Annotated in this window: 16 protein-coding genes; 11 read left to right on the forward strand and 5 right to left on the reverse strand. The window is 64.4% G+C overall.

Features of this window, described 5'->3' with window-relative positions; all coding sequences use genetic code 11:
* Window positions 1-88: 88 nt before the first annotated feature.
* On the forward strand, window positions 89-1,324 hold the full coding sequence (locus HGO92_RS21565) for an alpha-hydroxy acid oxidase (RefSeq protein WP_169998530.1): 1,236 nt from the start codon (window positions 89-91) through the stop codon (window positions 1,322-1,324).
* An 849-nt stretch (window positions 1,325-2,173) separates the two neighbouring features.
* Here HGO92_RS21565 and HGO92_RS21570 read toward each other — a convergent pair.
* Window positions 2,174-2,362, reverse strand: coding sequence for a hypothetical protein (locus HGO92_RS21570; protein WP_169998531.1), 189 nt, complete (start codon window positions 2,360-2,362; stop codon window positions 2,174-2,176).
* A 726-nt stretch (window positions 2,363-3,088) separates the two neighbouring features.
* Between HGO92_RS21570 and dprA the strand changes: the two genes are divergently transcribed.
* From dprA to HGO92_RS21595, 5 genes are all read left to right on the forward strand, one after another.
* On the forward strand, window positions 3,089-4,000 hold the full coding sequence (dprA, locus tag HGO92_RS21575) for a DNA-processing protein DprA (RefSeq protein WP_169998532.1): 912 nt from the start codon (window positions 3,089-3,091) through the stop codon (window positions 3,998-4,000).
* Between the two features lie 574 nt (window positions 4,001-4,574).
* Window positions 4,575-5,627, forward strand: a complete 1,053-nt coding sequence (locus HGO92_RS21580; RefSeq protein ID WP_169998533.1) for a DUF4192 domain-containing protein — start codon at window positions 4,575-4,577, stop codon at window positions 5,625-5,627.
* A 186-nt stretch (window positions 5,628-5,813) separates the two neighbouring features.
* On the forward strand, window positions 5,814-5,975 hold the full coding sequence (locus tag HGO92_RS21585) for a hypothetical protein (RefSeq protein ID WP_169998534.1): 162 nt from the start codon (window positions 5,814-5,816) through the stop codon (window positions 5,973-5,975).
* Window positions 5,976-6,296: 321 nt separating this feature from the next.
* Window positions 6,297-6,554, forward strand: coding sequence for a chemotaxis protein (locus HGO92_RS21590; RefSeq protein ID WP_169998536.1), 258 nt, complete (start codon window positions 6,297-6,299; stop codon window positions 6,552-6,554).
* Window positions 6,555-6,561: 7 nt separating this feature from the next.
* A complete protein-coding gene (locus tag HGO92_RS21595) occupies window positions 6,562-7,044 on the forward strand; it encodes a hypothetical protein (RefSeq protein ID WP_169998538.1) in 483 nt (160 codons plus the stop codon).
* Here the strand turns inward: HGO92_RS21595 and HGO92_RS21600 are convergent.
* Window positions 6,988-7,422 carry a hypothetical protein gene (locus HGO92_RS21600; RefSeq protein WP_169998540.1) on the reverse strand — a complete coding sequence of 145 codons (435 nt, stop codon included), beginning with the start codon at window positions 7,420-7,422 and terminating at the stop codon, window positions 6,988-6,990. The two genes, HGO92_RS21595 and HGO92_RS21600, sit on opposite strands and share 57 nt — an antisense overlap.
* Before the next feature lie 464 nt (window positions 7,423-7,886).
* Here HGO92_RS21600 and mobF point away from each other — a divergent pair, with 464 nt between their 5' ends.
* Window positions 7,887-12,362 (forward strand): MobF family relaxase, encoded by a 4,476-nt coding sequence (gene mobF / locus HGO92_RS21605; RefSeq protein ID WP_240974857.1) that lies wholly within the window; start codon window positions 7,887-7,889, stop codon window positions 12,360-12,362.
* Window positions 12,363-12,476: 114 nt separating this feature from the next.
* On the opposite strand, the gene HGO92_RS21610 is transcribed toward mobF, so the two are convergent.
* Complete coding sequence (locus tag HGO92_RS21610) at window positions 12,477-13,343, reverse strand: VldE C-terminal domain-containing protein (protein ID WP_240974858.1); 867 nt, start codon at window positions 13,341-13,343, stop codon at window positions 12,477-12,479.
* Between the two features lie 631 nt (window positions 13,344-13,974).
* Here HGO92_RS21610 and HGO92_RS21615 point away from each other — a divergent pair.
* Window positions 13,975-15,012, forward strand: a complete 1,038-nt coding sequence (locus tag HGO92_RS21615) for a PDDEXK nuclease domain-containing protein (protein ID WP_169998542.1) — start codon at window positions 13,975-13,977, stop codon at window positions 15,010-15,012.
* A 316-nt stretch (window positions 15,013-15,328) separates the two neighbouring features.
* On the opposite strand, the gene HGO92_RS21620 is transcribed toward HGO92_RS21615, so the two are convergent.
* Window positions 15,329-16,042 (reverse strand): hypothetical protein, encoded by a 714-nt coding sequence (locus tag HGO92_RS21620; protein ID WP_169998543.1) that lies wholly within the window; start codon window positions 16,040-16,042, stop codon window positions 15,329-15,331.
* 120 nt (window positions 16,043-16,162) lie between these two features.
* A complete protein-coding gene (locus tag HGO92_RS21625) occupies window positions 16,163-16,816 on the reverse strand; it encodes a plasmid pRiA4b ORF-3 family protein (protein ID WP_169998545.1) in 654 nt (217 codons plus the stop codon).
* A 1,306-nt stretch (window positions 16,817-18,122) separates the two neighbouring features.
* On the opposite strand from HGO92_RS21625, the gene HGO92_RS21630 reads away from it, so the two are divergent.
* The 3 genes from HGO92_RS21630 to HGO92_RS21640 form a co-directional block, all read left to right on the forward strand.
* Window positions 18,123-18,407 (forward strand): hypothetical protein, encoded by a 285-nt coding sequence (locus tag HGO92_RS21630; RefSeq protein WP_169998547.1) that lies wholly within the window; start codon window positions 18,123-18,125, stop codon window positions 18,405-18,407.
* Window positions 18,408-18,664: 257 nt separating this feature from the next.
* Window positions 18,665-19,765 carry a tyrosine-type recombinase/integrase gene (locus tag HGO92_RS21635; RefSeq protein WP_346769054.1) on the forward strand — a complete coding sequence of 367 codons (1,101 nt, stop codon included), beginning with the start codon at window positions 18,665-18,667 and terminating at the stop codon, window positions 19,763-19,765.
* A partial coding sequence (locus tag HGO92_RS21640) for a helix-turn-helix domain-containing protein (protein ID WP_169998551.1) occupies window positions 19,762-20,017 on the forward strand: 256 nt, incomplete at its 3' end. The genes HGO92_RS21635 and HGO92_RS21640, both read left to right, overlap by 4 nt.

The following is a 20,017-nucleotide window of genomic DNA, read 5'->3' on the forward strand; positions in this document are numbered from 1 at the left end:
CGTTCAACTGCTCTGGCGGCCGAGCAGACGGTACCACCAATCGTTCCTTCACCAGGACTGTGAACACTGATCAAACAAGAAAGTTGCCATGAGCCACAACACACCTCCCGCCCTCAATCGTCGAATGCCCAAAGTTGCGGACCTTGCCCCGCTCATGCAATTCAGCAAACCAGCCATCGGTACCGCGGCGCGGCTGAGAAAAGCGCACACAATCGGGGACCTGCGTGCCATCGCCAAGCGACGGACTCCGAAGGCACCCTTCGACTACACCGATGGGGCCGCGGAAGCCGAAATCACCTTGGCCCGCGCCCGCCAAGCTTTCCTGGACGTGGAATTCCGCCCGGGCATCTTGCGCAACGTTGAACAAGTGGATGTCAGCACAGAGATCCTAAGCGCTACCTCGAGCATGCCGTTCGGCATCGCGCCCACGGGATTCACCCGTATGATGCAGTCCGAGGGCGAGTATGCCGGGTGTATGTCCGCGGCGACCGCCGGTATCCCCTACACACTCTCCACGATGGGCACTGCATCAATCGAGGACGTCGCTGCCGCTGCACCGACCGGCCGAAATTGGTTCCAGCTCTACCTCTGGACGGACAGGGACCGCTCGATACAGCTGATCGACAGGGCCGCAAAGAGTGGCGTTGACACTCTTATGGTCACAGTGGACACGCCTATCGGAGGGGCCCGACTGCGTGATATCCGCAACGGCATGACGATACCTCCGGCGCTAAGCGTCCATACGGTGCTAGACGCCTCCTACCGGCCGGCCTGGTGGTTCAACTTCCTGACGCATGAGCCCCTCGCCTTCGCCTCGCTCTCACGCTATTCCGGAACTGTCGCTCAATTGATCGACGCGATGTTCGACCCAACGCTCACCTTCGACGACCTGGCGTGGCTGCGGGAAACCTGGAAGGGCAAGCTGGTGGTCAAGGGCGTCCAGACCGTCGAGGATGCAAAACGCGTGACCGATCACGGCGTGGATGGCATCGTGCTGTCTAATCACGGCGGCCGCCAGCTGGACCGCGCACCCGTTCCGCTGCATGTGTTGCCGGAGATTGCGTCAGCGCTCAAAGGGAAAACTGCGATTATGTTGGACACTGGCATCATGAGCGGTGGTGATATCGTGGCCGCCCTAGCCTTGGGCGCAGACTTCACCTTAATCGGCAGGGCCTACCTCTACGGCTTGATGGCTGGCGGACGGGCTGGAGTTGACCGTGCCATCGAAATCCTGCACACAGAGATTTCCCGCACCATGCGCCTGCTCGGCGTCAACAAGATCAGTGATCTGAACCCTGACCACGTTCGCCTGCTGGGCGTCTAGGAATCCGCTGACAAATTCTGGAATTGTGGTTTCCTGACGGAACTTCGGACTTGGGTATGACCGGCTGGTTTACCGTACGGGTGGGCACACATATCACGGCCGAGAGGCCGAGCCGGTTAAAATATCAACCGTGGCGAGTGGCACGTCCGGAGTCTTCTGACGGTTGCCACCCACACCACAGCACTCCCGCACCTCGCCCGCAGGGTCGCTATCGGGCGGATACACGCCACCGGGACATCGGCATCTCCGTCGGCATGACCCGCGCGAGGATGGGATTCTTGCCGGGACCGGGGCGGGCAGCGCGAACCTGACAGATGCGCAGGTGCAGCGGCTCGTTGAGTACGCCTGCAGCAACGCCCCGGCGGCCATCAACGGCGTGTGCCGTCCGGATGAGCAGATCGAATCCGTCCTGTAAATGGTGGTCTGCGTGAAGTATTCACCAGGGGCGTTCACTGCCCGCCGTCGCGGACTTTGGAATCCCTTCCGGGCGATGCACCCCTTGGAGTACAGATAATCGCCGTCGTCGCGCCCTGACGATCGGCCGGGACAAGGCCAGGTAAGCCAACCTCCCCCCGCCGGGCCAGGAGCTCCCTCAGCACGTCGGGTCCGACATGCTGAGGGGTTCGGAGGGGCGGTCCGTCGCCCCGTGCGAACCACAGCAACCACTCACCGGCGGCGGACCGTCATCACGCGACCAACCAGCGTGGCACCAAAAGCCGCGCCGCCGAAATATCGGTCCGCCATCCATACCCCGAGGCGCCCGCATGAGCGTCTCGATGACGAGGACTCTCCCCGCGACGCCCCAGGGTTCCATTTCTCAGGAACTGGAACCGCGGCACTGTGGCGGCATTATCCGGCCGCCTGGTCCGAGGCGTTCTTTGCCTTTTGGATGGCTTCGCGTGCATCACGTGAGGCTTCGGCCTGCTCCCTTGTCGGGCAGGCTCCTTCCCTCCAGCCGGAGCGCAACCAGTCTTCGGCGTCACCAAGCAGCGCGAAGGCGTGACGTCTCATATCTTCAAGGGTTGGTAGTTCGCTCATCGATTTTCCTTCAGTTGAAACCGTCGTTACTTAACGGTTGATTCCCAGACTGGAGGGCACGATCAAGGAAGCCCGCAAATACCCACATCGTGCTCTGGTCCATCGCTCGCGCTGCCCAGTCGACACTTTGCTTGTCGTATTCACCGAGGGGAAGGCCGTCGACCGCTTCACGCCAGCGGGCATTGGCGGCGACAACACTGTCCCCGCCGTACCGAGCCGCTGCAGCCTTTATTTCCTGGGTTGGCTCTGAATCATACGGCCCCGCAACCAGTTCCTATATGCCCGAATACTCCCATCCCGCAGTGACAATTTGGAAGGCCGCGTACGGCCGGCTCCAGACTTTTTATCGCTGCCTTTTGGTCAGGGAAGCGGATCGTCCGCTGGCGCGGCCGGCTGTGATGTCCGGGCCCGTTGTCGCAGCGCTCCGCCGGACCCCGACCAGTTGTGTCTACGACGTTTTTGCTGCTGTCCTTCGGATTCTACGTGCCCGCTCCGCACCGTCAACCGGACTCCGTCCGGCTGCGGACCCGGGAATTTTCGTCCGGCGCTTCGCTTTTTTCCTCCCGAAATTCCCCGTGTCCTTGCCCTGCGGGTTGAGCAGTGACTCCGACGGGCACAGCTCCGCAAGCTTCGCCAGCAGGCAAAAAACAACCGGGGGAGAGGGGAAGCTGGCCGGTCACCGCGACTGCCCCGCCACCCGGATTCCTCAGCAAAGGACGAAGAACGATGAATGATGACCGTACAGCACGCGCCGCACTGACCCGCCTGTTCGAACCCGGCGACACCGTGGGCCTTGCCCTGGTCGCCAAACACGGTGCCCACGCTGCGTTGAGAATCGCGATCGGCGCCCGCCCGGCCCACCCGTTCGCAGACGTGACAGCCGAACAGCTTGCTGATGCGCTGGGCCGGTGGGCGCCGCGCGTCCGGACACTGGACGCTAACGCGGACCTTGCCGCCATCGAACACCTCCGCGGCGGATTCCTGACCCCGGACGACCCGCAGTGGCCCGCCGCATTGAATGACCTGCCGGCCGCACCGTTGGGGCTCTGGTACCGGGGAAACATCACGCACGGTGTCCCCGCCCCGGGACAGTGCGCTGCCGTGATCGGCTCCCGCGACAGCACCGCCTACGGGGCATCCGTGGCCGGGGAAATCGCCCATGGGCTGGCCCAGCGCGGAATCTGCGTCATGGCTGGCCTCGGCTACGGAATCGACGCCCAAGGCCACAGGTCGGCACTGGCCGGACACCAAGGCACCGGCCCGGCGACCATCGCCGTTCTGGCCGGCGGGCTGGACCGCGACTATCCGGCCGGGAACGCCGACCTTGCCGCCGCCATCCGCGAGACGGGATTGACGCTCTCGGAACTGCCGCCGGGATCCGCGCCGACCCGGTACCGGTTCCTGATGCGTAACCGGATCATCGCCGCACTCGCGGGTGTGACTGTCGTGGTGGAGGCGCGCTGGCGTTCCGGTGCCCTGAACACGGCACACTACGCAGAAAACCTGGGCCGGCTTGTTGGGGCTGTACCGGGCAGCGTCCACAGCGCCAATTCGGCAGGGTGTCACCGGCTGCTGAAAGAAGGCAGCGCCGTGCTGGTCACCGGCGCGGCCTACGTCGCGGAACTGCTCGCAAGCTAGAACCGCCGGTGGCCGGCCTTTATGGGCCGGTCACCGCGGGCGGTCCGCCGCAACGGGCCGGATTCTCCTGTTGGTTGTCGGCGGCGGACCGCCACCCGCCCAGGTCATCACGGGGGAACCGGAGGGTACGCGGCCCGCCTAGCCATCGCGGGAACCTGAGGTGAAAGCCGGGGTACTGGAGATGGGGCTCGCAAGCCTCGCCCGGGAATCGGATCGTCCGCTGGCGCGGCCGGCTGTTGAGGTCCGGGCCCGTTGTCGCAGCGCTCCACCGGACACGGACCAGTTGTGTCTACGACGTTTTTTTGCTGCTGTCCTTCGGATCGTACGTGCCCGCTCCGCACCGTCAACCGGACTCCGTCCGGCTGCGGACCCGCGGATTTTCGTCCGGCGCTTCGCTTTTTTCCTCCCGAAATTCCCCGTGCCCTTGCCCCTGGCGGGGTTGAGCAGTGACTCCGACGGGCACAGCTCCGCAAGCTTCGCCAGCAGGCAAAAAACAACGGGGGGAGAGGGGAAGCTGGCCGGTCACGCGACTGCCCCCGCCACCCGGAATCCTCAGCAAAGGACACGAAAACCCATGAACAACAAGATCAAAGCTGTTAGCGCCGCCGATATCCTCAGCTACGTTCCCCACACGCTCGGTTTCCAGCCGAAAGACTCGATTGTGCTGGTCACCCTGACCGGGCCGCTGCTCGGCGCGACGCTGCGGATGGACGCACCGACACCGGGCAGCGATGTGCGTTCGTTCGCGCAGACGTTGACCTCGTTTGTGTGCAAGGACGAGGCGGCGGACGCCACCTTGTTCATCGTCTACAGTGACGAGAACACCCTGTCAGGCGCACGCCCCCACGCCGACCTGATCGACGCCCTGCGCGAAGAACTCGAGACGGCGGGCATGCCGATCCGTGACGGCTGGATCGTCACCACGGGCGGGTGGGCGAATTACCGGTGCGAGCCCGGCTGTGAGGTCCCGGACTGCACCGGCTGGCAGGACACGTCCCTGATTGAGAACAGTATCGTGAGCGCGGAAATGATCTACCGCGGATCCAACCCCGGCACCACCGAGCACGCCCCGGCACCGGAGTTCAGCAGCTCCACCAGCAACGCGGACACCATCGACCTCCTCACCGGGAATTACATGGTGGCCGATCCGGTCGACTTCACGACCGAGCCCATGCTCGCCGCCCGCCACGCCTTCGATGCCGCGATCGGCAACGGCGGCGAACCCGACGAGCCGGAAGCGCTCGAGCTTTGCGCAGCGTTCCAAATCAAGCCGGTGCGGGACCGGCTGATGGCCGACATCATCGACACCAGCGATGACGAAACCGTGTTCGGGAAAGTCGTGATCGGCCTGGCCGAGACGGCGCCGGACTGGGAACGGGTAGACGCAGCGGAGCGGTTGCTGGTGCACCTGCTGCGGTTCGCCCCCGGCGTGTACCGGGCGCCGCTGTTGACCGGGTTGGGTTGGATCAACTGGTACAAGGGCAAAGGCACCCCGGCCGGGCTCTACACGGACAAGGCCCTCGCCGCGGATCCCGGTTACCGTTTGGCGGAACTGCTGCGCAAGTTCTACAACATGGGCATCCTGCCCCGCCCGGCCCTGAACAAGGAAACCGCCTACAAGCACTAACCACATCAGGGAGGCCCGCCCGCACGGGCGGGCCTCACCCGGTTTCGGAAATGGTCGGCCGGCTGCCTCCGCCGCTGCGCTCCCCCGGCAGCCGGCCGACACGCTGGCGCGGGCGCAGCCCCTAACAACCGACAGGGAAACCAGAGTGCCAGACTGGAGGGAAAACCACTCCGAAAGGCCTCATCCATGGGATCCGATTACCGGCGGCCCGTCGCCGACGTCTACTACTGCCAGGACAGCAGGGCGGACAGTATCGCAGAAGAGCAGCTGGAAGCATTTACCCTTCACGGTTCCGGAATTCCCGGCCCGGTCGATGCCGTGTGGGTCGACCGGCGGAACGTTCCCTGACCCGTACCCCAGAAGAACACGGTGCCGCCCGAGGAGAGCCTGCGTAGTGTCAGGGTGGCTGGGTAGAGTTCTGCAGGGAAGACCACCGGCCCGGGCAGCCGTGGCACCGATGCAGCACCACAATTTTCCTTTTGCTGAGGGAAACGAAGGGAAGGGCCGGCACCAGGTGCAGGCCCTTCCCTTCCTCTTTAACCGCCATCAAGACCAGACATTCGCAGGCGCACATGGATACAAGATGCAGCTGAATCAGGCAACCAGGGCGGGCAGCCCGGGACCTCGACCAGGGGAGTAACGATCGGACCGAATACTAGGAGCGCACCATTGTTCATCCTGATCTTCCTCGCAGTCTTCGCCGCCCTCGCCCTGGGCGGGTGGACGGTCTTCGCGCTAACACACCCGGTAACCGCCGGCCGGGGACTCCTGATCTTCCTGTGCAAAGCCGCCGGCGTCATCGCCCTCATCTCAGCTGTAGGGACCTGGCTCGGCCAAGACCTGCTCCACGCGTTACCCGGACTGCTGTTTACCGTGGCCTTCTTCGTCGCCGCCAACAGGCTGGAACGCCGCTGGCCGAGACGATGAACCGGCCATGAGCGTGTCACCGGACGAGGCCCGGTTCTGGCCCAAGATCATCAAAGGACCGCGGACGAATGACTGCTGGCTCTGGACCGGAGCCGTCGGCGATGACGGCTATGGCCGCTACTGGATCAAGACCGCCGGCGGGCAGCAGGCCCTCCGCCCGCAACGCTTCGCCTACCTGCTGCTCACCGGCGAGCAGCTGCCGGCGGAAATCAAGCTCATGCACTCCTGCGACATCCCGCTGTGTGTCCGCGCCACCGGCGGGAAGGACAGCCACCTGTACCCGGGAACCCAGGCAGATAACCTTCGTGACCGCTCACACAAAAGACGCCACGCCAACGCCCATACATGGCGCTGGCGCGGCACCGGACGCGCCAACTTCGCCGCACAGTCCCGGCAGCTCCGCGACGCCCTCAAAGAGCACGGCTGGGACGAATCAGTGATCCGACCCCTCATGTCCGGACACGACCCCAACGCCCCTACTCTCTTCTGAGCCCTCGGCACCGGTGCCGCCGCTATCGGCGGCGGGCTTGGGCTTCTTGGACGCTGCCACGTCGATGCTCCGCACGTAGGACACGCTGACGTCCAGGAGCTCGGCGATGCCCTTCCGGGTTTCCCCCGTAGCGAGCATCTTCCGCACCGTTTCCTTCGCATCCTCGACGGCGGCTTCCGCGTTTTTCTTCGCGGCAGCGATCAGCTCCGCGGCCTGACGCTCGGCTTCCTCCACCGTGGCCTCGGCCATCATCGTCGCCGCATGGTAATCGGTGGCCAGCGAGTGAAGTTCCGCCTCACGCTCGCGCCGCTTCGCGGCCAGCTCTTCGGTCTTGCGGCGCGCCTGAACCATCATCGAATTGCGTGCCTTGCCAGCCATCACGGCCCCCTCGGGTTGTCGTCGGGTTATACGTTCTTCCACCCCATTCTGACAGAACCCGGCAGGACACCCGACCTAACGGTTAGAAGCCGGACCCGTGTTGTTCCGGACGCCCGGGCAGACAGGCGCTGACACTCGAGCAGGGTCACCGCCGGGCAATAGCCGGCCGCTTGCCGGACCGGCGGCGTCAGCCCCCGGTGCGGGCCGCTGGCAGGGGTTACACACACCTCGCGTGAGCCGGACCAGGAACCCCTGTGGGTGACCGAGCTGTGCATAACCCTTGCCAGCGTGTATCAACAATCGAAGCTGACGCTTCTCATATGGATACCCGCACCAAGACTGATGGACCGAATCCGATGTTTTTCGAACCGATACTCGCACGCTCGCATCAGACTCAAAACGCCGAATCCAGTCACACCTCTTGCATTTCGAATAAACGAGGCCGATTCCGTTAGAGTCGGGTCATGATGTCGCTGCACGTTCTCAGTGCTGGCACCGGCTACCTGTACTACACGCAGGAGACCGCCAGCGGTGATGAACTGCGCGCCGGGGACCGGCAGCTCGGCGACTACTACACCATGGCCGGGCTCCCGCCGGGGCAGTGGCTGGGCCGCGGCGCGACCGCACTCGGCGTCCGGGGGAACGTCACCGAGGCGCAGATGGCGAACCTGTTCGGCAAGGGCCGGCACCCGGAGTACGAAGCCATCCTTCACGCCAAGTCCGCTTCCGGCATGGCGGCCAAGGCAGCCGAAAAGGCCGCCGAGAAGGAAGCCAAACTTGGGCGCAGATACTACGAGTACGCGCCTAAGGACAACAGCCTCGCGCAGGACATCAGCGTCCGCGAAAGCGACTTCGTACGCCTGCGCGGGCGCAAGCCGAACGCCGCGGAACGGCACCGGATCCGGGCCACCGCGGGCGCGGTGATGTTCCGCGAAGGGCACGGGCGGCCTCCCGCGTCGAAGGAGGAACTGGGAAAGTTCATCACCGCCGCGCTGCGGCCGCAGCAGAGCGCCGTCGCCGGCTACGACCTGACCTTCACCCCGGTGAAAAGCATCTCCGTGCTGTGGGCCCTCGGGGATGCCGATACCCGCCGGCTGGTCGAGGACGCCCAGCAGGCCGCGCTGAATGACTCGATCGAGTATCTGGAAACCCACGCCCTGGCCACCCGCCTGGGCACCAACGGCATCGCCCAAAGCTCCGTCAAGGGCGGACTCATCGCGACCGCGTTCCGGCACCATGACTCCCGCCTGGGGGACCCCAACCTGCACACCCATGTCGTCGTCTCGAACAAGGTCCAGGACCTTCAGGGCAACTGGAAGAGCATCGACGGTAAGCTCCTGCACCGCTCCGCCGTGGCCGTCTCGGAGCACTACAACACCCGGATCCAGGCCTACCTGGAAGAGCACGGCGTCCGGTTCGAAGCCCGCACCGTGAATGGGTCCAGGCAGCCCGTCATGGAGATCGCCTCAGTCCCGCGGGAACTTGTTTCTTTGTTCTCTAAGCGCAGCGAGGGTATCCGTTCCAGCCTGGCCGAACTGCGCCAGGCCTACGAGGAACAGCACGGGTACAGCCCCGACCGTGCCGCCCTGATCAAGCTCGCCCAGGCCGCGACACTGGACACCCGGCCCGATAAAGAAGCACCCAAAACCCTCGCCGAGCAGGCCATCACGTGGCGGCAGGAAGCCGGCACCCTCTACACCGGGGACGACCTCGCTCGGATCACCGGAACCCGCTCCAACACCATCCGGCCCATCGCAACAGGGATCGACGTTGACGCCGCAGCCCGCCGGATCATCGACGCGGTCTCGGACAAACGCTCCACCTGGACTGCGCAGAACGTCATGGCCGAAGCCAACCGCTGGGCCAAGGAATACGCCTCCGAACATGGGCCGGTTCCGGCCGGAACGGTGGCCGATGTTGTCTCCCGCAGCCTTGGTGCCGCGTCCGTGCGCATCACGCCGGACCAGGTCCACGGACGCTTCGAGGCACTGACCCGCAACGCCGGCACGGCCGACTTCAACCACCGCACCGACACCCGCTACACCTCCAAGAAGATCCTCGAAGACGAGAACCTGCTGCTGCGCGCCGGACGCAAAGACGTCATCCCGGCCGCCTCGATGCAGGACTTCGACGCCGCGCTGGCCGCCTACCACCAGGCCGTCGCCACGGGCGAGAAATCCCACCCGCTGGACACCGGGCAGATCGCCCTCGCCCGCGAGTTCGCCACCTCATCAAAGCTGCTCAGCGTCGGCATCGGCGCGGCCGGCACCGGCAAATCCAGCTCCATGGGCCTGGTCCGCGCCGCGATCACCCACGCCGGCAGCCGGGTCATCGGGCTCGCCCCCTCCGCCGTCGCCGCCGCCAACCTCGGCGGGCAGCTCGGCGTGGCGGCAGCGACCACGGACAAATTCCTGCACGCCAACCGCCACCCCGGCCAAGACCCCAACCAGGACCCGGACCGGGAACGGACCTCGATGGCCGGTCCGTTTACGGTTACTCCAGGCACGGTCGTGATCGTCGATGAAGCCGGGATGCAGGGCACCGGCAAACTCGCCGACGTCGTCCGGGTAGTCGAGGCCGGAGGCGGACTCGTCCGGCTCATCGGCGATGACCGGCAGCTCTCAGCCGTCCAGGCAGGCGGCGCCCTGCGCCTGCTGATCAACGAAATCGGCGCCACCGAACTCGACACCATCCACCGGTTCAACAGCCCCGAAGAAGCGGCAGCCTCCCTGCTGCTGCGCACCCCAACGGCCCACGAAGCGGACCCGTTCGCCTGGTACAAAACCAACGGCCGCATCCAGGCCGGGAACATCGACATTGTTGAAGGCCTCGCCTTCGCACGGTGGCAGGCCCGCCTGAACCAGGGCGACGCCGCGGTGATGATGGCACCCACCAACGAAAGCTCCCAGCGCCTGTCCGAACGCGCGCAGGCCTACCGCATCCAGACCGGCGAAGTCGCCGGGACAGGGACCTGCGTGCAGCTGCGCGACGGCTCCCGGGCATGGGCCGGCGACCACATCGTCACCCGCTCCAACAACAACGAGCTGAAGGTCAAGCGCGGCCGGGACGTCGTGAAGAACGGCGACCTGTGGACCGTCGAACAGGCCCACGAAGACGGTTCCCTGTCCGTGGCCCACCTGGACCACGGCGGGAAGATCCGCCTGCCCGCGGAGTACGTTTCCGTCCACGTCCACCTTGGCTACGCCCTGACCACCCACCGGGCGCAGGGCATGACCCGCGACGCCGGCATCCCGATCCTCGACGCGGCAACGTCACGGGAAAACGCCTACGTCGCCGCTACCCGCGGACGCGACGAGAACGTCCTGTTCGTCGCCGTTGAGGAAGGACAGGACCGCGACACTGTTCTTGCCGCGATCGCCGGGAACCACAGCCAGGATTCCTCCGCGCACGAAACCCTGGCCACCGAATACGACCGGATCAACTCGCCGCTGACCCTGGCCGACCAGTACCGCTACGTCACCGAGGAAGCGAACACTATCCGCATGGCGGCCATGGTCCGGGACGTCCTGGGACCGGACGCGGAACCATTCATCACCGCCGAATCATGGGGAGCAGTGGCGACCCACCTGGCCGGCGCCGAGCACGGCGGCTGGGACCCGGCCGGGCTGCTGCGCACGGCGGCAGGCCAACGGGAATTCGACAGCGCAGAGGACCAGTCCGCCGTGCTCGCGTGGCGGCTGGAAAAGATCATGGAGAAGGCACCCGAACTCCTCGCCCAGGCAGGGGAGCGCCCGCTCCAGCAACTCACCGACGACCAGCTGGCCAAGCTCCGCACCGATGCGGAAGCCGCCGCCGGCACCGCACGGGAAGGCGCCGCAGGCGACGGCCCCAAACCGGCCGGGCACTGGGCGAACCGCCGCCACGGCAAGCTCACGGACGCCGAGCTGGAACGCAGGATCTTCACCACCCGGTTCAGCGCGCGGGAACAATCCTCCATCAACGACGCCGCCGCCGCCCGGCAGGCACATCAACAGCTCCGTGCACTCCAGGACGAGCACCGGATCCGCACCCAGCAGCTCAAAGACGGACAGCGGACGGCCGAAGCAGCAGAGCGCGGGAGCCGCACCCAGCACGGTGCCGGTGATCCCGTGGCCGCCGCCGGCAACCAGAGGGCGCTCGGGCAGGAAGCCATCGCAGCACGCGCCCGTGCCGAAGAACGACTCCGCGCCCTCACCCCGCGCCCTGACACCGCCACTGATGTGCCGGACCGGCTGCCGGAATGGCTGGCCCCCTCACGGGCAGCAGCAAGTGAGTACCTGCCCGGGCCGTGGCGGGAAGAACTCGCCGCACGGCGTCAGGTCCTCGCGGCACGGTTCGAGGAACGTGGGCACCTGCTGGCCGTCGACCCCCCGGAATGGGCACAGAAACTCGGGCCGGTGCCGGCACGCCCCGACGCTGCCCGGCAGTGGCGCGACACCGCAGCAACCCTTGAGGTGTTCCGTGCCCGCTACAACATCCCCGAAACCCAGGCCACACCCGTGCCGGAGCGGTTCAGAAACGACGACATCGGCCGCCAGCTCCACGAGCAGGCCGTGACCGTCAGCAAACGCTCCCGCGCACTGCCGGACCACGCCACCGACCAGGACCGGACGCTGGACGCCATCAACGCCGTGGAACGCACCAAGAACACCCACGCCCTGCAGGCGCCCGCGCAACAGGCCTCCGACACCGACCGCAAGACTCACGGCCAGGAGCCAACAGCCATCACCCCGGCGCAAACGGAAAAGCCGCGCCTGATGACCAGGATGGAGAAAATGGTCGCCGAACAGCAGGCTAAGAAAACCGTGGAGCAGAAACCGGCAGAGCAGAAGGCCCCGGAAACCGACGCCCAACGGCAGGCCAGGCTTGCCGCAGAACGCGCCGTGCGCGAACAACAGCGGGCAACAGACGAGCTACGCGGTCCGGGACTCGGCCTGTAGCACTATCGAAATCCCTATGAAGAGCCCACATTCCAGATTCACCTGTCTGGGCCAACTGTAGTGAGACAAAGTCGCGAAATCCCGTCTCACTTAAGTTGAACCACCCGCAGGAAATCAACGTCTGATGGTCCAACTTGAATGAGACAGGACACTTAGTTTTGCTGGCAGTATCGCTGTCTCACGGAGGCCGGCAACGAAAGGGCCAACTCGCCTTGCGTTCCCTACCAAACGCATCCCGCGGCTACCCAGCACGTCCACGTGCACATGGTCAAGGTGGCGCAGGATTTCATTGCCGGGCTCCGGTGCCTCATAGTCCTGCCACTGTCCTCGAGGGCTGTAGACGCTCCAGAACCGGTCGTCGAAAATGATGTACTGGATGTCCAGCTCCTCGGCATGAGCGACGAGCCAGTGGGCCAGCATCCACCCCTCACGCCGGTTCTCCTCCGTCACTGGGCGGAAGAAGATGTCAATGGCCCGGCCGTCGTAGTGCGTCGAGTCCGCTCCGTGTCCCTGATCGATGCCACCCGGAGCGAACCCGCCCAGGCTTTGGTCGCCGAACACCTCGGTCATCGCCTCGCGCAAATCCTCGGCGCGTGGTGTCAGGCCGGTGGCAGTCAGCTGCTGTTCCTGCAGGTCACCGGCGGATGAGCCCTGGCAGGTCAGACTGGGGCCAGCGTCCCCGGGCGGACCGGCGGCCAGCCGCTGCAGCACGGCCTCGTCGATGCCGGAGGTGTCCGGGGCCTCCATGCCGCGAGCCAGAAGCACCACCGCCGTCGTGGCCAGCTGCGCCTCATCACGGTCGAGCTCGACCTCTCCCTCCAAGGTCTCGACCGTGCACTCCGGGCCCCCTGGCAGCAAGCCGGGACCGAGGAGCATCAGCGCTGACGCGAGAATCCCGAGCGAGAGAAAGCCCAAGAGCAACCAAATTGGGCGGTGCTGACTCCCATGCGTCTCGTTATGGGTCATCACGAATACAGGCATGCGTGCAGCATGATGGCCTCTTCAGTGCCGGTACCGGCCAGCTCACCGGCCAGGGCTGATCCGAGGACTCCAGCGCTGATCACGGCGATCCTGCTTACGATGAGGCGCCCCTTTCGTTGCGTGGCGATGCTCCAGCTATAGCAGAGGAGGGCACTGCTAGAGGTTCAGCGAGCCACTGGGACTGCTTCCCTACGCGGTTAGTCAGAGCCGGATTATATATTGTCTCAAAACTCGGTGGTGTGCTCCGTCCGGGGGCGCGCTGACGGTGTTAGCTGCATTCGATCCGTGTCGCGCTAGCGGGCCTGGGCTGGGCTCTCGTTGGCCTTACATAGCTGTCTCCTGGCGACGGGTGGTGAAAACGTAGACTAAGTGAGCCTGTTGGGTTATCACGGCATGTCTCATGCCCGGGACCCGCAGCTCCACAAACCCGGGGAGGAAGATCAGTCTCACTGAGACTAACTGGCCGGTGCGTGCGAAATCCTTTCCGTCCGCCGACGGGCCACGCCGCCGGCCATCATCGACCCTACCGGCACCGGCAACCTCTTGACCGGGCAGATGCTCGAGGCGTAACGACGTTGCATCCATTGCTTTCGTCTGAAGACGAGATGTTCCTGCCGATATCGTAGAGGTCATGGCTGCCCGTGAGATTGCCCTACCCGACGACTATCAGGATCTCCTTGGGTTACTAAAGGAGCGGGTTCGCAGCATCCGCGCTCAGGCTCTGCGCACTGTGAACACCCAGTTGATCGAGCTGTACTGGTCCATCGGGCGGGACATCCTTCAGCGTCAGGAAGTCCAAGGGTGGGGTAGCGGCGTTGTTGGCAGGCTTGCCGAGGACCTGCGGGCGGAATTCCCGGAGATCTCCGGCTTCTCCCGACGGAATCTGCAGTACATGAGGAGCATGGCCGAACTCTGGGGGAGCGGACCAAATGTGCCACAGCTTGTGGCACATTTGCCCTGGGGCCACATCCGTATCCTGATCGACAAGCTCGATGACCGCAAAGCGCTGGACTGGTACGCCGGGGCAGCTGTTGAGTACGGGTGGTCCCGGAACGTGCTGCTGAACATGATCATGGGCCAGGCGATGGAGCGGACAGGTTCCGCGCCCTCGAATTTCGCGGAAGTGCTTCCGGCGCCGGGGTCGGAGTTGGTACAGCAGGCAGCGAAGGACCCGTACAACTTTGAATTCCTGGGCCTGACCGGTGAAGTGGCAGAGCGGGACCTCGAGCAGCGGCTGACTGACCGGATTGTCGAGACGCTGCGCGAGCTCGGTCCGGGCTTCGCATTCGTTGGGCGGCAGGTGCATCTGGAGGTCGGGGGCGACGACTTCTATATCGACCTGCTGTTCTTCCACGTCGAGCAGCTGCGCTATTACGTCTTCGAGCTGAAGACGGGCAGGTTCCAGCCCGAGTATGCCGGCAAGCTGAACTTCTACGTCGCCGTCGTCGACGACCTCATGAAGCGCCAGTTTCACAACGAGACGGTCGGGATCCTGATCTGCGGCAGCAAAAACGATCACACCGTCCGCTACAGCCTGGGACATTCGACATCGCCGATGGCCGTTTCCACATATACATATGAGCAGTTGCCGGCCGCGGACAAGGCGCTGGTCCCGGGGGAGGACCAGCTCACCGCCGCCTTGGACCAGCTCCCAGCGGACGACTCCTAACCCTTCCCAGTCTCAAATCACCTGTGTGGGGAACCCCGGAGCCAGGCCCGGCCAGCACCTGTCAAGGCGAAGCACGGCCATCAATCGCACCTTATCGAGAGGTACGAGTCGATCAGCCTACGAGGCCCTTCCGCCGCGGAAGCGGGAAGCGCTTCCTTCTCTGCAGTAATCACGGCGGCGCTGGAACACGGAACCGATGGGAGAACCGGGTGAAGCGGAGTGAGGCACGGGAACGGTTTTGACGCCGCGCGGCGCTCGAGGAACGCCTGGCCGCGGGTGCGGGTAGTCCGCCTGTAGGTCACGGCGGGGGAGTGGATCAGCGGGCGTAGGGCGTTACATGTCTCTCTTCGTTGAATGGTTCGAACCAGTGCTCGAGTGCCATGGGGGCCAGCCGCAACTGCTGGTTGAATCCTTCATCGTGTTGGAATCCGTCAAGGCTTCGGTCGTACAGCATGTCGCTGTCGGTGTCTTCGAGGATTCTCTCGGTGAGCATGCCCCGCCAGTCCGGCTCAAGCTCAAGGTCGTAGGTGTCCGCGGTGACCTCGACCTGGTCCAGCAGGCACCGTACGGCAAGCTCCTGCGCCACGCAGGTCGGGTACGTCCAGTCGGCTGCCAGCTTGGTTGTCATGTCGGCGGCCACGATCAGGAAACGCTGGGCGAAGAGCCCGTTGTACTTATCCGCGTACTGCCCCGGCAGGCCCGAAAGAACCCACGTTTCGTCGATGTCCTCGCGCGTGATCGGCCTCTTGCCATGCAGCAGGTGAATATCTTCGAACAGTTGGTCGATGAGGATGATGGAGGCGTGCCAGATGGCCCCGGCCAGCAGACGGGCCTGGTCCAGCCTCCGGGCCCGTTCCGCCTCCGGTATCGCGGCCATCCATGCCAGCGTCTCGGCATCCAGGCCGCCCCGCTCGTCGTCGGAGAGATCCCGGGGGTGTGGAATGTAGCCGAGGTCTTCCAGACTGAGACCCTTCAGCCGGCCGGCATCCGCGTAGAGCCTGGCAATGATGTTCTCTCGTCCCGTGTCCATTCAGCAGATGTTACCGCTGGAGGCGCCCTATAAATCCCACCGCGGAAGTGGAACCTGGCGCGCATGCCAACGGCGCCGGGGACGGCCCAACCGTCCCGTCCACATGAGTTGACGAGCGTCCTACTTCGCTGCGGAGGAAAGGGCGGACAGCTCACGGTTGACGGCCGCGACGTCCAGAAACTCCGGATCAAACGGCTTGTCGGTTCCGGTGGTTTCTGCGACCCGGGCCGAGAGTTCGGCGTGGTCCGGGTGGGCAGGATCGGCCAGAGCATCGAGGAGGTCCTCGTATCCGGGGAAGCCGCCACAGTCCTCCAGGGGGCCCCGGCGGGCCCCGTCGGTCAGCCGCGCCGGCGGTGTGCCCGGTTCTGCCGGCCGGCGGGAGAGCAGTTCGAGTCCGTGAAGCCAGCTGTCGCCAAAGTCGTACTCGTAGAAGGCTTTCCCAGAACCCCGGGCCAGAAGCTGCTCCAGGGAACAGTGCTCCTCCGGCCTGTCCGTGGGCTCTTCGCACCATTCTGCCGGGAGCCACTGGAGAGGCTCGGGGAGCGCGCCGTCGGCCGGACGCAGCGGCGCAAACGGGTCGCTGTCGGTGAACCGGTGCAGATGGACATCCTCCCAGCCGAACGCCACCTGAAGGATCCGGTGTACCTGGGCGAGCTGGACGGAACCGCGGATCTCCAGCAAACGCCAAATTTCCGGCTCCGTGCCGACCAGCCGGACACGAATCTGCAGAATCCACTCCGTGCCGTCCGCGGTCTTGGCCTCGTCCTGTTTCACCCGACCATCGTCTCAGGCTGACGGCCGGTCCGGGGATCTGTCGAGGCGGTCGGAGACTTACGGAATCAGCCCCCGGGGAATGCGGTTGGCAGACTGCTGGCCATGGCTCCGGCGATTGAGGTGTCCCAGGACACTGGATCTGCTCAGGGTTCAGGCGGAAGCGGCGGATCAGCCGCTCGGCGACTACGTGCATGCCCTGGCAGCGGCGGCGGACCGGCGGCACGTTTCAACCGGCTCGGTGAGGCGATACGGAAAACGACTGCGGACCAGGTCGAGTCCCAGGCCGCGGAAACGGCGGCCTGGGAAGCCACCGAACTGGCTGATCCGCAGAAGCAAGGAACCTGGTCAGAAGAAATGAGGGTCGCGGCTTTTGCCGATAGTTGTCTTAGGCGGCGATTTACTTGACATAACGTTCGTTACGGCAAAAACTCACGGGAGTAGAAGTAGCTGCGAGAACTCCCGTTCCATGGCCGGTCCCGTGCCACTGTCCTTTTCCACTGCCTGTCTCATCTAAAGTGGCCCAATCTCATTTGACGTGGACCATTAGCGGGATCTGTTCACCACAGTCGGCCCATTGGCGCTTTCTGCCAAGCGTTTGTGGCTGTTGGGATGACGGTATTCGCCAACCGCTGAGACTTTTGGACAACTCGGTTATGATTTGCACGTGTCGCCTGTGAAACAACACGTGAATTTGTCCGATAACAGCCGAGTTGTCGTGAGTGTCTGGCTACTTGTCCAACAGACGAGCGTGGATTCAGGGGTGCTCAACCGGGTGTTGTGACGGCCGATCTGTCCAAACCTTTGGCTGGAGAGTGAGCAGACCGATTTTTCTGTGGCCGTCAGTAGCCGCGAACGCAGCCGGGCCGCAGGTCGTCGAGGCTGACTCCGAACTCGGCAGTTCTGCTGGTAATGATGTCGATTGCGATCTCGACGAGTTCGTTGGACACACCGCTGAGACTTTTGGACAACTCAGTTGTAATTCGGACATGTCGCCTGTGAAACAACAGAATTGTGTCCGATAACAGCCGAGTTGTCGTGAGTGTCTGGCTACTTGTCCAACAGACGAGCGTGGATTCAGGGGTGCTCAACCGGGTGTTGTGACGGCCGATCTGTCCAAACCTTTGGCTGGAGAGTGAGCAGACCGATTTTTCTGTGGCCGTCAGTAGCCGCGAACGCAGCCGGGCCGCAGGTCGTCGAGGCTGACTCCGAACTCGGCAGTTCTGCTGGTAATGATGTCGATTGCGATCTCGACGAGTTCGTTGGACACACCGCTGAGACTTTTGGACAACTCAGTTGTAATTCGGACATGTCGCCTGTGAAACAACAAATTGGCCAAAAACCCCTTCTGACTAGGCGTTTTGTTTTGCCGATAATGGAGATTATGTCAAGTAAAATGGGCGCGGTAAAAGAAGCGCTTGGCGAAAGCGTTGAAAACAGTATCGCACCGCTCCCCTTCCCTAAGCAACTGGAAGGAGCCCGGGCCGGCAGGCAGCTATGCTTCCCGGGTTCACTGACACGTCCGGCCACGCGATACCCGTTGCGTGAACCGTTGCAGCTGAATACCGATAACGGCGCATATGACATGGCGTAGTCTGCGTATTTCATCTGATGAATCATGACGGCTCCTCTCCCCGCTGTGATGCGGGACGCCCATGGAAGGGCGAGTTTACGCGGATCACTGGCTGATCCCGGCTCTGTTGTCGGCTTCGGCGCGGCATCCGCTTGAGGGCGCGGCGCAGTCTTGTTCGGACTCGGAAACTGTCTCTGACCTGCAGGTTTGCCTTGAAGTCTCATCTGATGAATCATTGATTCGTTTGTTTGTGCGGCGTCTGGAGGCGGAAATTGGGTGTGGACCGGTCAGGTCGGGTGCTTGTTGTGGCGGGGTCGGTTCCGCTGCTGCATCCCGAGCAGCACACCGTCGAGGAAATGCTGGACGGGTGGCGCAACCAGCAGCTCTCGCGCAACCTGCAGTTCGACACGATCGCCCAGCGGATCCGCTATGTCCGCCGGTTTATCGAGCACATGAACGAGTTTCCGTGGAACTGGACGCCGGCCCATGTCGAGGAGTACTTCGGCGATCTGCGCTCCATCAAGCGCCTGTCACACTCCTCGGTGCGGGCCCAGCAATCCGCCCTGAGGGCATTCACCTCCTACATCGCCAACCCCGACTACGGCTGGGACCGACGCTGCGAAGAGCTCTTCGGCACCCACCCGGCCCAGGTGTTCTTCGAGTGGAACAGCGCCCCACACGTGCAGGAATACGAGGGCGGGCCTGCGAAGCGCCCGTTCACACGCCGGGAGCTGCAGATGCTCTTCGACCACGCTGACGACGAGGTCGAACGCGCCGCAGCCTCCGGAAAGAAGGGCTGGCAGTCGGCCTACCGGGACGCGGTCATGCTCAAGGCGGCCTACTCCTACGGGCTGCGGTTCAACGAGCTGAGACACCTGCAGGCGGTGGACTTCGCCGCCAACCCGCACGCCCGCCGGTTCGGGAGGTTCGGGGTCTGCAAGGTCCGCTTCGGCAAGTCCCGCAGGGCTTCCCCTCCGAAGCCCCGCAGCGTGCTGACGGTCTTCGACTGGACCCCCGGGATCTTCGAGGACTGGCTCGCCAACGGCCGCGGCACCCTCGACACGCTTGACCTGTTCCCCAGCGAACGCGGTGGGCTGATCAGCGAATCCACTCTCCTGCGGCGGCTGCGCCGCTATGTCCAGGAGCTCGGGATCCCCTCGGACGGGTTGGACCTGCATTCGTTGCGGCGTTCCTATGCGACCCATCTTCTGGAGGATGGATGGGATCCTAGGTTTGTGCAGTATCAGATGGGACACGAACATGCCTCCACGACCGGCATCTATCAGTTCGTCAGCGACGACTTCCGCGCCACGACCCTGCGGACCGGGCTCGAGCGGACCGTCACGGAAGCCTTCAGGCGCCCGGGAGGTGACTGGTGAAGCGGCAGGTTGAGTATCGCTGGCGCCTTGCGGAGCTGATGGCCGCGCGAGGCCTTCACAACACCACCGACCTCATACCGCTGCTCGCCGAGCGCGGGATCGTCCTCTCCCGCCCCCAGGTCTATCGGCTCGTGAACCAGAAGCCCGAACGCGTCGCACTGCAGCTCATCTCCGCGATCTGCGACATCTTCTCCTGCGGCCCGGAGGACCTCATCACGGTCACCGCAGCAGACGTAAAGGCCCGCAAGACCG

Source organism: Crystallibacter degradans (genome assembly GCF_012952295.1).
Classification (GTDB): domain Bacteria; phylum Actinomycetota; class Actinomycetes; order Actinomycetales; family Micrococcaceae; genus Crystallibacter; species Crystallibacter degradans.

Excerpts from the sequence above, each read along its gene's own strand:
- HGO92_RS21565 (WP_169998530.1), top strand. The coding sequence starts at position 89 with ATGAGCCACAACACACCTCCCGCCCTCAATCGTCGAATGCCCAAAGTT.
- HGO92_RS21570 (WP_169998531.1), bottom strand. The coding sequence starts at position 2,362 with ATGAGCGAACTACCAACCCTTGAAGATATGAGACGTCACGCCTTCGCG.
- dprA (WP_169998532.1), top strand. The coding sequence starts at position 3,089 with ATGAATGATGACCGTACAGCACGCGCCGCACTGACCCGCCTGTTCGAA.
- HGO92_RS21580 (WP_169998533.1), top strand. The coding sequence starts at position 4,575 with ATGAACAACAAGATCAAAGCTGTTAGCGCCGCCGATATCCTCAGCTAC.
- HGO92_RS21585 (WP_169998534.1), top strand. The coding sequence starts at position 5,814 with ATGGGATCCGATTACCGGCGGCCCGTCGCCGACGTCTACTACTGCCAG.
- HGO92_RS21595 (WP_169998538.1), top strand. The coding sequence starts at position 6,562 with ATGAGCGTGTCACCGGACGAGGCCCGGTTCTGGCCCAAGATCATCAAA.
- HGO92_RS21600 (WP_169998540.1), bottom strand. The coding sequence starts at position 7,422 with ATGGCTGGCAAGGCACGCAATTCGATGATGGTTCAGGCGCGCCGCAAG.
- mobF (WP_240974857.1), top strand. The coding sequence starts at position 7,887 with ATGATGTCGCTGCACGTTCTCAGTGCTGGCACCGGCTACCTGTACTAC.
- HGO92_RS21610 (WP_240974858.1), bottom strand. The coding sequence starts at position 13,343 with ATGCCTGTATTCGTGATGACCCATAACGAGACGCATGGGAGTCAGCAC.
- HGO92_RS21615 (WP_169998542.1), top strand. The coding sequence starts at position 13,975 with ATGGCTGCCCGTGAGATTGCCCTACCCGACGACTATCAGGATCTCCTT.
- HGO92_RS21620 (WP_169998543.1), bottom strand. The coding sequence starts at position 16,042 with ATGGACACGGGACGAGAGAACATCATTGCCAGGCTCTACGCGGATGCC.
- HGO92_RS21630 (WP_169998547.1), top strand. The coding sequence starts at position 18,123 with ATGTCGCCTGTGAAACAACAAATTGGCCAAAAACCCCTTCTGACTAGG.